Origin of the sequence: Devosia sp. (assembly GCF_028290435.1) — a bacterium.
Classification (GTDB): domain Bacteria; phylum Pseudomonadota; class Alphaproteobacteria; order Rhizobiales; family Devosiaceae; genus Devosia.
The window spans coordinates 54,261-67,081 of sequence record NZ_JAQGJV010000003.1 but is presented as its reverse complement, the minus strand read 5'-3'; the positions used below and the strand labels follow the sequence as shown (position 1 = coordinate 67,081).

11 protein-coding genes are annotated in these 12,821 nt (G+C 64.0%); 5 read left to right on the top strand and 6 right to left on the bottom strand.

Annotated features, from left to right (window positions below):
• Positions 1–4: 4 nt before the first annotated feature.
• Genes JWP26_RS00430 through JWP26_RS00415 form a run of 4 tightly spaced genes read right to left on the bottom strand, consistent with a single transcriptional unit; the run spans position 5 to position 3,768 of the window.
• On the bottom strand, positions 5–898 hold the full coding sequence (locus tag JWP26_RS00430; RefSeq protein ID WP_299721818.1) for an N-acetylglucosamine kinase: 894 nt from the start codon (positions 896–898) through the stop codon (positions 5–7).
• Positions 895–1,920, bottom strand: a complete 1,026-nt coding sequence (locus JWP26_RS00425) for a hypothetical protein (RefSeq protein ID WP_299721816.1) — start codon at positions 1,918–1,920, stop codon at positions 895–897. Before JWP26_RS00425 ends, JWP26_RS00430 begins: the two co-directional genes overlap by 4 nt.
• A gap of 56 nt (positions 1,921–1,976) precedes the next feature.
• Complete coding sequence (locus JWP26_RS00420; RefSeq protein WP_299721814.1) at positions 1,977–2,738, bottom strand: GntR family transcriptional regulator; 762 nt, start codon at positions 2,736–2,738, stop codon at positions 1,977–1,979.
• A gap of 4 nt (positions 2,739–2,742) precedes the next feature.
• Complete coding sequence (locus JWP26_RS00415) at positions 2,743–3,768, bottom strand: Gfo/Idh/MocA family oxidoreductase (RefSeq protein ID WP_299721812.1); 1,026 nt, start codon at positions 3,766–3,768, stop codon at positions 2,743–2,745.
• 181 nt (positions 3,769–3,949) lie between these two features.
• On the opposite strand from JWP26_RS00415, the gene JWP26_RS00410 reads away from it, so the two are divergent.
• The 3 genes from JWP26_RS00410 (at position 3,950) to JWP26_RS00400 (ending at position 7,077) form a co-directional block, all read left to right on the top strand.
• A complete protein-coding gene (locus JWP26_RS00410) occupies positions 3,950–5,218 on the top strand; it encodes an ABC transporter substrate-binding protein (RefSeq protein WP_299721810.1) in 1,269 nt (422 codons plus the stop codon).
• Positions 5,219–5,300: 82 nt separating this feature from the next.
• Positions 5,301–6,188: a carbohydrate ABC transporter permease gene (locus JWP26_RS00405; protein WP_299721808.1), complete on the top strand. Its 888-nt coding sequence runs from the start codon at positions 5,301–5,303 to the stop codon at positions 6,186–6,188.
• A gap of 10 nt (positions 6,189–6,198) precedes the next feature.
• A complete protein-coding gene (locus JWP26_RS00400; RefSeq protein ID WP_299721806.1) occupies positions 6,199–7,077 on the top strand; it encodes a carbohydrate ABC transporter permease in 879 nt (292 codons plus the stop codon).
• A 43-nt stretch (positions 7,078–7,120) separates the two neighbouring features.
• Here the strand turns inward: JWP26_RS00400 and JWP26_RS00395 are convergent, their stop codons facing one another.
• Both JWP26_RS00395 and JWP26_RS00390 read right to left on the bottom strand, forming a co-directional pair.
• A complete protein-coding gene (locus JWP26_RS00395; RefSeq protein ID WP_299721804.1) occupies positions 7,121–8,827 on the bottom strand; it encodes a GMC family oxidoreductase in 1,707 nt (568 codons plus the stop codon).
• A 93-nt stretch (positions 8,828–8,920) separates the two neighbouring features.
• Positions 8,921–9,721 carry an AraC family transcriptional regulator gene (locus JWP26_RS00390; RefSeq protein WP_299721802.1) on the bottom strand — a complete coding sequence of 267 codons (801 nt, stop codon included), beginning with the start codon at positions 9,719–9,721 and terminating at the stop codon, positions 8,921–8,923.
• Positions 9,722–10,095: 374 nt separating this feature from the next.
• Between JWP26_RS00390 and JWP26_RS00385 the strand changes: the two genes are divergently transcribed.
• Positions 10,096–12,069, top strand: coding sequence for a primary-amine oxidase (locus JWP26_RS00385; RefSeq protein WP_299721800.1), 1,974 nt, complete (start codon positions 10,096–10,098; stop codon positions 12,067–12,069).
• 50 nt (positions 12,070–12,119) lie between these two features.
• Entirely contained in the window at positions 12,120–12,797 is a 678-nt protein-coding gene (locus JWP26_RS00380) for a hypothetical protein (RefSeq protein ID WP_299721798.1), read from the top strand.
• Positions 12,798–12,821: the final 24 nt, after the last annotated feature.

The window sequence follows — 12,821 nt, the reverse complement described above, 5'->3', positions numbered from 1 at the left end:
TCTCCTATTGACCAGCGGCCCGGCGGGCCAGCAACACCGCGCCTTCGACGGGCGCGGCGGTCAGCACATGGACAGTGTAATTGTGATTCAGGTCGGCGACGGCGGCGCGGAAAGCGTCGAGCAGCCGGGGTTGATTGACGATGACGCTACCGGCGACGACCACGTCGGAGCCCACGGCGCCGCGAGCACGCAACTGCCCAACGTTGAAGGCGAGCATTTTTGCCCCTTCGACGATCACGGATTGGGCCAGCAACGAGCCCGCATCGGCGGCGGTAAAGATGGCCGGGGCGTGAGGCGCCCAGTTGTCCATGGTCGGCTCGTCATTGACGACGCGCGTGAGACGCTCGGCATCGGCGACGCCGAAATGAGCAATGAGGTGGCCGAGCAGGCCGTCGTCCGGCAGGCCGCTGTCATTGGCGCGCAGGGCGGCACGGACGGCTTCGCGCACCAGGGCGGAGGCGCCGCCTTCGTCGCCGATCACCCAGCCCCAGCCGCCAGCGGCGAGAAAATTACCGGATGCATCGGTGCCGACCGCAATGGCGCCGGTGCCGGAAATGACGCCAATGCCGTCCGTGAAGCCGGCGGCGGCGGCGATGAGGGAGGCGTCATTGACTGCGGTCGTCTTGTAGCCGCGCGTGGCCAGGCCGGTCTCGAGCGCAAGGCCGACTTCGCGCCGGTTGATGCCTTGGGCACCGAAGGCCAGCGAAACGATGCGTCCGTCGGCGGGCGTGTGGCGAGCGACGCGTTCGGCGATGAAGTCGATGGCCGGGCCGGGCGGCTCGGCGTCCCAGTCGAGGCTGGGTTCGGTGACGTCGAGGACGCGCTGATGGTCCAGCGTTTCGATGACCAGTTGGGTCTTGGTGCCGCCGATATCGAGGGCTGCGATCAGGTCGGTCATGCCGATGCCACCTTGGAAGTCGCCACCTTGGTATCGGTGTGGAAGAAAACGAAAGCGTCGGGGTCGAGCCCGCGCTGCAGGGCAGTCTCGACCGCCAGCGATTGCATGACGAGGGCCTCGAGGATGGTGCGCTGCGGCGCCGAAAGGTCGGGAATGCGAATGACCGACAAATGCGGCTCCTCCGACGTATCGAGACTTGTCACCAGGATGACGTCGTGCCCGGCGCGGGCCAGCGTATGGGCAACGCCCACCTCGCGTTCGCCGCCGCACAGGACGTGGCCGGTCTTGCCCGCCGATTCCATGGCACCGTGGAGGTATTGCCGGGTCGAAAATCCGGTCGCCGAGATGCGCGCCACTTCGCGCAGCAGCAGCGAGCCGACTTCGGCCGAGCCCACCGAGGGAGCTGCTGCGGCGTAATCCACGCTGTGCGCATCGCGGAGGAGGGCGGCGAGATCGCCGACCCGGCGCTCCATCATGGCTTCAAGCGCGCGGAAAGCGGCGGGCAGGGCGGTCCAGCTCTCATCGATCGTGCCGCCATCCCAGGCCTCTGCGATCATGGCCAAGGCGGCGATGGTGGCAGTGTAGCCGATGGTCGAGGCGTAGCTGTCGGGCAGGTTGCCGAGCCCGATGGTGGTGGCCGCAATCGCGGAAATGGGCGAGGGCACGACGTTGAGCACGGCCATGCGCAGTTCGGGCGCAGCGGCGCCCAGCACGGCCAGTGTCTCGGTGCTCTTGCCGCTCTGCGACACGCCAACGATGGGATGCGGCGAGGCAGGGAAGGGTATGGGATATTCGCCCGCATTGAGGCGCCAGGCGTGAATGCCTCGCGAGCGCAGCACCCACACGGCGGCCGCCGACGCGGCAAAGCTGGCGCCAATGCCCAGAAAAATGGGACCGGGACCGGCGAACGCGCCGCGCGCCTGCCCGGCACGCACTTCGGCGGCAATGGAAGGCAATGCGCTCTCCAGCAGATCGGCCTGCGTGGCCCGTGCCGCGGCGAGCTTGATATATCCCTCGACCAATTCAGCGTCTCCTTGCAGCACATACGAACCCGGTGCAGGCGGGTGATTTGATAGGTTCAGCCGCGCAGGCCGGGCTTGCGCGACCGCGAGAACGAGGTGCGCAGGCGATAACGATCGCCGACATACTGGACGACAGAGGACAGCATCGGCTTGCCGGCGCCATCCATGATGGACTGGCGCATCACGAGAATCGGCTTGCCCACTTCGATATCGAGATGGGCCGCCAGCGCCGCGTCGGCGGCGCGGGCCTCGATGGTAGTTTCGCCGCGCGCCAGATCGATGCCGTGGTTCAGCAATTGCTCGAACAGCGAGGCGAAGCGGAAGTCGACATCGGTGAAGTCCGGCTTGAGGCTGGAGGCGAAATACGACGTGTCGACCGCCACTGGCACGCCATCGAGGCGCCGGATACGGTCGAGATGGAAAACCTGTGCGCCGGGCGCGATACCCAGTTCCTCGGCTTCGTCGAGGGTCGCAGGGGCGTCCTCGGCGCGGATCACGTCGGACGACGGCACCAGCCCAAGCCGCGCCGCGGTTTCGCTGAACGATTCCAGCGTATTGGGAAATTCCTTGGGCGCGTCGGCTGACACATACCAGCCGCGGCCATGACTGGCCGTGAGCACGCCTTCCTCGACTAGGGTCTGGAGGGCGCGGCGTAGCGTCACCCGGCTGATCGAGAGCTGGGCGAGCAGATCGCGCTCGGCGGGAATGCGGCCGTTATCGGCCAGCTTGCCCGCCTCGATCTGATGACGGATCAGATCGGCGGCCTGGCGCCATAGTGGATCGGGAGAATCTGCGTCGAGCATTGCCGGTTCGCTCATGAGGCTAGGCTACCTTTTCCCATTGGCCCGTCTTCATCGAGCGATAGCACGCATCGATGATGCGGTTTACGATGACACCATCCTCGAACGTCTCGGAGGGGACTTTTCCCGCGACGTAGTGATCGACGAAATGACGCATCTGCTGGGAGAAACCGTAGGCGCGGGTTTCCTCGGGGACCGGATAGACCCAGCCGGTCTCGGCATCGGCCTTCTCGACCGTGTAGCCGACCGGATTTTCGATAAAGCCCCAGACCGGGCCGACCGAGCTATCGGTCACCAGGCGCCCAGCGGAGCCGACGAGTTCGTGGCGCAATTGCATTCCGCCACGCTCGATCCAGGATGATTCGATGGTTGCCATTTCGCCACCCGCGAATTTGAGCAGGGCGACGGCGGTGTCCTCGCCGGTGGTCTTGTCTCCATGTACCATGGTGGAGCCCCAGGCCATGACCTCGGTGACCTTGTTGTCCTTGCCGAAGAAGTGGCGAGCCGATTCGACGGTGTGGCAGCCCATGTCGAGCAAGGCGCCGCCGCCGGCGGTTTCGGCATCCCAGAAGTGGGGGGCGTGGGGGCCGGAGTGACCCTCGCGGGCGCGCATGGTCAGCAGTTTGCCGATGCCACCGGCTTGCACCATTTCATAGGCCTTGGCGACATTGGGGGAGAATACCGAGCTTTCCGCATAGCCGTGCCAGACGCCGGCAGCGTTGACGACGTCGAGGATTTTCTGCGCCTCGGCCTCGGTGCGGGCCAGCGGCTTGGTGCAGATGATCGCCTTGCCGTGGCGAGCTGCCACTTCGCAGGCTTCCAGGTGAATTTCGTTGGGCAGGGCGACGATGACGATCTCGACGCGCGGATCGGCGCAAAGCTCGTCCATGCTGGCGCAGGCCCTGATCTTCCACTTGTCGGCGAAGGCGGCGGAGCGCTTGGAACTGCGCGAATAGCACGACACCAGCTCGGCGTTGCGCACGTCCAGAAGGGCGTCGGCATATGATTCCGCGATGAACCCCGAGCCCAGCAAGCCGATACCGATCATTTCGCTCTCCCTTGGCGACAAGTTGAATACCTCATAATGCCACTTGGGCGAAAAGGCCATATGTGAAGACGATTTTATTACCACTTGTCGCATGTGGTCTTATGAGGTATCGATCTGTCGTCAAGTTGTTAAGGTTTGTCGCTGAGGGGCGCAGACCACGCCGAGCACTAGGGAGATTTGGATGCGTTGGAAGCCTGCACGAACCACACTCGCAATACTGGCATTGGGGGTTTCAATCGCCTCGATCGCCACCGCCGCCATGGCGGAACCGGTCACGCTGACCCTAGGTAGCTGGCGCACCGAAGACCTTGCCATCTGGCAGGATCAGGTATTGCCCGCCTTCGAAGCGTCTCATCCCGACATCAAGGTCGAGTTCGCGCCGGTCAATACCAATGAATACAATGCGGCGATCCAGTCGCAGATCGAAGGCGGCACGGGTCCCGATCTCATCACCTGCCGCCCGTTCGACGTGAACAATGAGTGGATCGGCCGTGGTTATTTTGCCTCGCTCGATGGCTTGGCGGGTCTCGCCAATTTCACCGACACGGCCAAGGCCGCCTGGACTGTAGATGGTGCGACCTACTGCGTACCGGTCGCCGCTGTGCTCGCCGGCTTCTTCTACAATATCGATATTTTCAACGAATTGGGGCTGACCCCGCCGACGACCGCAGCCGAGTTCACCACCGTGCTGCAGAAAATCCAGGACAGCGGCAAGTACACGCCGCTCGCCGAGGGTTCTTCGGAAAGCTGGCAGCTGGCCTATAACGGGCTCTACAGCATCGGGCCGGCATATTGGAAGGGCGAGGAAGGCCGGCTTGGCCTGATCGACGGCACCAAGAAGCTGACCGATCCCGATTTCGTCGCGGCCTTTGCGGCATTCCAGGCGTGGAAGCCATTCCTCCCGTCGGGGCAGGAGGCGCTCTCCTATTCCGACATGACCCAGCTGTTCACACTTGGCCGCGCTGCCATCCTCCCCGATGGTTCGTGGAACATCAATCAGGTGACCTCGACCGGTCTCAATGTCGGCGTCTTCGGACCTCCGGCAGTCGAAGCCGGCGGCCAACGCTATCTCCAGGAAATGCCCGATATGGCGATCGGCATCAATGCCGCCAGCGCCAAGCAGGACGCCGCCAAGGTATTCCTCGATTGGGTATCGGGTCCTGAATTCCAGCAGATCTACGTCAATAGCGCGCCCGGCTTCTTCGCCATGAGCAACCAGGCCGTGACCTATGACAATCCTCTGGCCCAACATTTCGCCGATCTCAAGACCGGCGCGCTGCTGACCCCACGCCTGGCTCTCGACCGCCTGAGCGCCGGCACGCCGCCGCTCGACGACGAAATCTGGCGCCAGTTGCAGGTGATGATGACCTCCGACACCACGCCTGAAACCGTCACCGGGGAACTGCAGACCGGCCTTGCCTCTTGGTATGGTCCGCAACAGGCGAAGTGATCCTCGCCCTACAGCATGCCGGGCCATATGGTTCGGCATGCGCTCTTGATCGCCAGGCGCCTCAGTTGAGAAGGTACGTATCGTGACACGCCCCGCAACGGCTCGCTGGAGTCTGTTCCTTTTCGTGCTGCCGGCCCTGGCCGTCTATCTGCTGTTCGCGGTGGTGCCGCTGTTCAGCTCCATCGTCATGAGTTTCTTCGACACCGATGGCGAGGCTGGTAATCTGTTCGTCGGCCTCTCCAACTATGTCTATCTGTTCACCCAGCCGGTGGTGAGCGCCCGGTTCTGGAATGCGCTGGCCAATTCGGCCAAGTATTTCGCGGTCCATGTCATCGTCGAAGTGCCGATCGGGCTGTTGCTGGCGGCGCTGCTGACCTCGGGCGTTTTGCGTCGCAGCGAGGGCGTTTACCGCACGCTATTGTTCATTCCGGCGACGCTGTCGGTGGTCATTGTCGGGTTCATCTGGCGGCTGATCATCAATCCGCTCTGGGGATTGGTGGGCTTTCCGCTGCTGGGCAATCCGAGCACGGCGCTGACCACCATCTCGCTGATGAGCGTGTGGCAATATGTCGGCATTCCGATGGTGTTTCTCTATAGCGCGCTGCTGGCGGTGCCCAATGACCTGGTCGAGGCCTCGCGGCTGGATGGGGCCAGCCCGTGGCGCATTTTCTGGGACATCAAGTTCCCGCTGATCGTGCCGCAGTTCGGGCTGATCGTCATCCTGACCTTCATCTGGACCTTCAACGGTTTCGACCTCGTCTTCGCCCTCAATGGTTCGGCACCCGGTCCCAACTATTCGACCGATATCCTGGGCACGTTCTTCTATCGCAGCTTCTTCGGCTCAAGCGGGCAGGTGGCCGATCTCGACATCGGTGCCACGGTGGCCACGGTCATCTTCACCATCATGTTGCTGGTGACGGGCGGCTATTTCTGGCTGGTGCAACGCCGCCTTCGCGCACATATGGTTTAGGAGGGCAAACATGACCACGCTCGATATCGCTCGTCCCCAAACCATCGGTGCATCACGCGACGCGCGGCGCTGGACCCTGGAACGCATCGTCGTTCATGTGGCGCTGATTGCCTTCGTCGTGCTGGCGCTCGGCCCGATTTTCGTCGTCATCCTCAATTCGTTCAAGACGACGCCGGCCATCTTTAATGGTCCGTTTGCGCTGCCGACGCCCGAGACGTTCAATCTGCAGGGCTATGCCCGCGTGCTGTCGCGCGGCAATTTCTTCGGCAACTATGCCAATAGCCTGATCGTCACACTGTCCTCGGTGGCGCTGACGGTGGTTTTCTCGACCCTCGCCGCCTATGCGCTGGTCGAATATCGCATCCGGATCGTACCGTACCTCGCGGCATTCTTCATCGTCGGCGTCATGCTGCCGATCCGGCTGGGGACCATTCCGATCATCAAGACCATGGTGGCGCTGGGCATCATGGATACGCTGCTGTCGCTGATCCTGGTCTATACGGCCATGAGCATCCCGCTGGCCGTCACCTTGATGATGACCTATTTCCGCACCGTGCCAAGCGAGCTCAAGGAAGCTGCCCGCATGGACGGCGCCAATGAGTGGCAGACCTTCCTGATCGCACTGCCGCTGGTGCGGCCGGGGCTCGCCGCCGTGGCGACCGTCTCCATGCTGCCGATCTGGAACGATCTGTGGTTCCCGCTGATCCTGGCGCCGGGCCGCGCCAACCAGACCGTCACGCTGGGTGTGCAGCAATTCGTCGGCCAGTTCCTCAACGATTATCCGGCGCTGCTCGCGGCGCTGACCCTGGGCGCGGTGCCGCTGGTGCTGCTGTTCACCGTGTTCTCGCGCCAGTTCATCCGTGGCTTGAGCCAGGGCTACGGCAAGTAGGCATGGCGGCATGGGCGATTGTGTCGCCCATGCCTTGGACCCATCAATGGCCCTGCTTAATCAGATCGGCGATGCGTTCGGCCATCATGATGGTGGGAACATTGGTATTGGCCCGCGGGATCGAGGGCATCAGCGAGGCGTCGCAAATCCGCAGGCCCTCGACGCCATAGACCTTGCCCGCCGCATTCGTCACGGCGCCGACATCGTCGCTGCGGCCCATGCGGCAGGTGCCCGAGGCATGCCACACGCCGCCCACGGAGGCGCGGAGGAAATCGTCGAGCGCCGCTTGGTCGGTCAGCAGCTTTTCGAGTTCCAGGCCCAAGGTAATGACATTGCGGACCAGCCATGGCCGCGCCGGACCGGCGGCGTCCAGCATGGCGGAAAAGGCACCGCGCTGCAGCATGTTGGCGAGGCCCGGTCCTCCGACCGCCGCCACGCGTGCCGAATAGCTGGTGGGAAACACCGGACCGGTGGCGCCGCGTTGCGCCAGTCCGAGCAGGCCCGCGGCGCCCACCCGGAAGCCATAGCGCAGTCGAGGCAGGTCGCGCGGGTCGGACAGCATAGCGAAATCCACCAGCGGCTCGGCGTGCGGATCGGCGCTGGTCAGGCTGAGCTTGCCGCGCGAATAGGGCTTGTTGAGCCAGATGAACAGGGTACCGATCCGCTGGCCGATGGAGTGCCAGCCGGATCGTGCGATCATGGCCGCGTGCATGTCTCCGGCCGGCGCATTCGGCAGGTCGGAGGTAAAGCGCAGGATGGCGTGGTCATGATGCTCGTCGAGATCGGCCAGCCGCATTGCCGGGGGCAGGTAGGTGCTAACGGCGGTCGAAGGGTGCTCCATCAGGTTGCCGCCAACGCCGGGGCGATCGGCGACAACTGCGATGCCCTGCGCCTGCAGTTGCGCGCCCGGCCCGATGCCGCTGCGCATCAGCAAGGTCGGCGTATGGATGGCGCCGGCCGATACGGTTACTTGTTGCGCCGTGATTGTCCGGCTGGCGCCGCCCGCGGTTGGGGCGATCTGTGCGCCCACCACGCGATTGCCCTCAAGCGATAGCCGCTCGGCCAGGTGTCCGCTGATGATGGTAAGGTTCCGTCGCGCCCGCACTTCGGGCGTGAGGTAGACGATCGAGGTCGGCGCGCGCTCGCCTTTGTCAGTCACCGCGATGGCGCCGACATAGACCCCGTCTTCCCACACCCCATTCTGGTCGTCACGGCGGGCGAAGCGCTGTGTTTCGAAGACGTCGGACAGCGCCGTCACATAGGGCGACATCTTGGCGTCCGAAATCCGCCGCACTGGCAGCGGACCGTCCTTGCCGTGATAAGGGCCGTTGAAGTCCGCATCGTGCTCAAGCTTTCGGAAATAGGGTAGGACCTCCTCGAACGACCAGCCCGGCGCGCCGGCCCCGACCCATTCGTCATAGTCCGAAGGGGCGCCGCGATTGGCCACCATGGCGTTGACGGCTGAGCCGCCGCCAAGCAGGCGTCCTTGCTCATAGCGCCGGTCATGCCGTTCACCCTTGCCCGTCGCCGGGCCGAAATAGGCCTTGAGATCGGGCCAGATATTGTTGACGTCGAGATAGGCCTTCCCGGGATAGCGGCTGCGCACATGCGGCTCCATCGAGGCCCGCGTCAGGTCCGCACCCGCCTCGACGAGGATGACGGTTACGTCCGGGTCCTCCGTCAGCCGTGCTGCCAGCACGCAGCCCGCCGATCCGCCGCCGATAATGAGATGCTGTGCCGTCTCGACCATGATTGTGGCCTCCTCCGTTGTTGGAGGGGAGACTAGCCCGGTTTCTCCAGGCGCGATTTGACGGAGCGTCCGACTTTTTGCAGACAGGCGCGCTTATTGGTGCGCGGAACTGGCCTGTCGCAACGTGCTTGGCGGAAAGCCGACCCGCTCCTTGAAGAAGCGCGTGAAGCTTGATTGCGCCGAAAAGCCCAGGGTCTCGGAAATGTCGTCGAGCGGCTGGTCGGACTGTTCGAGCAGGCCGATGGCCCGTTCGATCAGGAGGCCATCCACATACATGTTCGGCGCGATGCCGATGGAATTCTTGAACTGCTCGAAAAAGCGCGAGCGGGACAGGCCGACGCTGCGGGCCAGTGCCTGGAAGTCCGATCCCACCCTGGCGTGGTCCTTGAGCATCATGAGGGCGCGGCGGATGCGGAAATCCATCGCCCCCCGTCCGGCTTGGCGGGTGGGCGCGAGCCTGGCGGCCTCGATCATGATCGAGGCGACGAGCGGCTCGACCCAGGCGCTATCGAGCGACTCACCATTGCCGACGAGGCGCGCCAGCATATCGACGCGCTGCCGGATCGCCGGCGACATCGGGCATTGGCTCCCCGCGAAAGTGGGCCACATGAAGCGCTCGTTGCACCAGTCGCGGTTGATGTAGAGGGCCAGGATCTGGGTCGGCGAGATGCATTGCTCGGCAATGTCGAAATGGCGCTGCCACGGATTGACCAGGATCCAGTTGTCGCGGGTCAGGTGAATGCGTTCGCTCTCCACCTGCATGCCGCGCGGGGCGCCCGAGAGGGCAAACAGCATGTGGATATCGGGATGGGCATGGTTCGTGATGGGGCGCGTGATGTCGAGGACCGTCACTCGGCCGAAATTGCCCCGGTAGGCTCCAAGAATGCCCGTCATGCCTCCCTCCATGCCTTGTTCCCGCCCGGTTGGGGCGGGCCTTTGAACTGTCACAGTTCAACAGAAGGGCGGCCCCGCGTCAACGAAAGCCGGGCTGTTGGCTAGCCGGCGGCGACACCGGTCGCCATTGCCGGAGATGGCCGGAAAACGCCCCATTACCGGGGCTTTTTGCCCCTCCGAATGACCTGCGCCACGTGCCGAAGCTCCTAGAGGGTTGGAGCGCGATTGACCCAGCGTCCGAAAATTGGGGCGGTTCGGGGCCGTTTGTCTGGTCGGCTATCGGACGAAGGATGACTGTGGCTCCAGCGACGACCTTGCCCCGTCCGCCTCGCGGCGTGGCGGGGTGCATTCGGTGACCATTGATGGAGAAGACGATGACGCACGTTCACACGGCTGCCCCGCAGGCGAAGGGCCAGGCCGCCCTGCCGCCGCCCGCCTATCTGCGGGCGCTGGCGCCACTCGGCCCCGACGAAATCAAGGCCGTTGTCGATGTGGTCAAGGCCGATCCCGAGCTGGGGCCGGGCGCCCTGTTCGGCAATATCGACCTGCGCGAACCCAGCCCCCAGGCCTGGCGCGACTATCTCGCCGGCAAGCCGCTGCTGCGGGAAGCCCGCATCAACATCTCGCACAAGGATCGGCCGGGCGTGTGGCAGGCCTATGTGGCGACAGGCAAACCGGCCATCACCTTCCGCCGCAATTTCCCCACGGCTCATTCGGCGTTCCAGGTCGAGCAACTGCTCGACGTCGAGCGCGTGGTCAAGGCCGATCCGGCCTTCATCGAAGCCTGCCGCAAGCGCGGCATCACCGACATGACGGGGGTCTGCGTCGACAGCTGGTCCGGCGGCAATTTCGGCCATCCCGAAGAGGAGGGCCACATGATCTCCTATGTGCATTGCTGGCTGCGGCTCTATGCCAACGAGAATTTCTATGCCCATCCGATCGATGGCCTGAACGTATCGATCGACGTCAAGACCGGCGAAATCCTGCGCATCGATGATCATGGCGGCCCGCCGATCCCGATGATCGATGTGCCCTACGATCCCGAATTCATGCCGGCGCCGCGCGCGCCGATGAAGCCGCTCGACGTGGTGCAGCCCGAAGGCACCAGCTTCACCATGGATGGCCATGCCATCGCGTGGGACAAGTGGACGCTGGGCATCGGCTTCTCGCCCCGCGACGGCATCATCCTGCACGACATCCGCTATGACGGCCGCCCCGTGGTGCGCCGCGCCGCGCTGGCCGAACTGGTGGTGCCCTATGGCTCGCCGGAGCGCGGCCATTATCGCAAGAACATCTTCGATATCGGCGAGTACGGCTTCGGCAAGTTCAACCACTCGCTCAAGCTCGGCTGCGATTGCCTGGGCGCCATCCATTATCTGGATTCCCATTATTGCGGCCTCGATGGCAGCACCATCACCATCGAAAAGGGCATCTGCATCCACGAGGAGGATACCGGCATCCTGTGGAAGCACTGGGATTTTCGCGTCGACCGCACCGAGCTGCGCCGCGGCCGTCGGCTGGTGATCTCCTGTGTCAATACCGTGGGCAATTACGAGTATGCGCAATACTGGTATCTCGACCAGGCCGGCGAGATCGAATGCGAGGTCAAGGCGACGGGCATCGTCGATACCATGGCGTGCGATCCGGGTGAGCCCGGCAAATTCGCCAGCGAAGTGTCGCCCGGCCTGTCCGCGCCGATCCACCAGCATATCTTCTGTGCTCGTCTGGATATGGACCTGGATGGCGGCGGCAACAGTGTCGTCGAGGTCAACAGCAAGGCCGAGCCGATGGGCCCGACCAACAAATACGGCAACGGCTTTTATGCCGAGGAGACGGTGCTCAAGACCGAGCTGGGCGCCGCACGCCGCGCTAATGCCGACACGCAGCGCACCTGGCGGGTGATTAACCCCAACAAGCTCAACAAGCTGGGCAGGCCAGTGGGTTATCGGCTGCATACGCCCGATTGCGTGACACCATTCCTCAACGAGGATGGTCCGTCCGGGCAGCGCTCGAATTTCGTCCGCAACCACATCTGGGTCACGCCCTTCAACGAGGATGAGCGCTATCCGGCGGGCGAATATGTCTGCAATTCCGACGGCAGCCATGGCCTGGCCGAGGTGGTCAAGCAGGACCGGCCGGTGGAGAATACCGACATCGTGGTTTGGCACTGCTTCGGCCTGCATCACGTGGTGCGGCCCGAGGATTTTCCGGTGCAGCCCTGCATGTCGTCGGGTTTCTCGCTGATGCCCTCGGGGTTCTTCAACCTCAACCCGTCCAACGACCTGCCGCGCGAGGTCAACAAGGCCAGTGTGCTGGCCGATGGCGGCGCACCGACCTGCCACTGCTGATCGTCCGGCCGGGGTCGCAAGGCCCCGGTCTCGTTTCCATGGCGGGCCAGATGACGAACGAGGTCTATCGCTATCCCAAGGCCTGGCTGGTCGCCCTGGCGGCGGCACTGCTTGGCACGCTGGCCTGGTGGTCGCTCGCCAATCCGGGCAGCGGCAGGCTGGCGGAGCTATGCGGCGCCAATGGGGTATTCGCCTTCGCTCACCCATGGGATGAGGGACGGCTAGTGGGCCTTGTGGCGATGTGGGCCGCCATGATGACCGCAATGCTGGTGCCGTGTAGGATCACGGCATTGGTCTCTGCGGGCTGGCGATGGCGTTCCAGCTACGGGTTCCTCACGGCATCGCTGGCCTATGGAATTGGTCATCTGTGCCTGATTGGACCGATTATCGTCGCTGCGGCCGCGGTTGAGTGGGCGATGGAGTCGCTGGGGCTTCTGGTGGCTGGGCAGCCGCCGGATCTTGAGTGGCAAATAGCGCTGATTGTTGTCGCCGTTGGTCTGCTGCTGGCGGGCAGCCGCGTTCCTTCATCGACGGCATGGGGCGGGCCTTTGGCTCAGGGCGTTTCACGCGCAATAGATCAGCTGCCGGTTACGTCCGCCATGATTTGCCTGCAGTTGGCCGGAGGATCGATGAACCTGGCATGGATGGTCGCATTGACGTTGGGGATGGTCGTTCTCGAACGCCTGATGCGGGGGCACAGCAGAGCAGCCAGCACCGCGGCCGCGTGATTTCAACAATTCGGGCGGCCAGTG

Bases quoted from the DNA above. Each gene is read 5' to 3' on its own strand.
- JWP26_RS00430 (WP_299721818.1), bottom strand. From the start codon at position 898: ATGACCGACCTGATCGCAGCCCTCGATATCGGCGGCACCAAGACCCAA.
- JWP26_RS00420 (WP_299721814.1), bottom strand. From the start codon at position 2,738: ATGAGCGAACCGGCAATGCTCGACGCAGATTCTCCCGATCCACTATGG.
- JWP26_RS00415 (WP_299721812.1), bottom strand. From the start codon at position 3,768: ATGATCGGTATCGGCTTGCTGGGCTCGGGGTTCATCGCGGAATCATAT.
- JWP26_RS00410 (WP_299721810.1), top strand. From the start codon at position 3,950: ATGCGTTGGAAGCCTGCACGAACCACACTCGCAATACTGGCATTGGGG.
- JWP26_RS00400 (WP_299721806.1), top strand. From the start codon at position 6,199: ATGACCACGCTCGATATCGCTCGTCCCCAAACCATCGGTGCATCACGC.
- JWP26_RS00395 (WP_299721804.1), bottom strand. From the start codon at position 8,827: ATGGTCGAGACGGCACAGCATCTCATTATCGGCGGCGGATCGGCGGGC.
- JWP26_RS00390 (WP_299721802.1), bottom strand. From the start codon at position 9,721: ATGACGGGCATTCTTGGAGCCTACCGGGGCAATTTCGGCCGAGTGACG.
- JWP26_RS00385 (WP_299721800.1), top strand. From the start codon at position 10,096: ATGACGCACGTTCACACGGCTGCCCCGCAGGCGAAGGGCCAGGCCGCC.
- JWP26_RS00380 (WP_299721798.1), top strand. From the start codon at position 12,120: ATGACGAACGAGGTCTATCGCTATCCCAAGGCCTGGCTGGTCGCCCTG.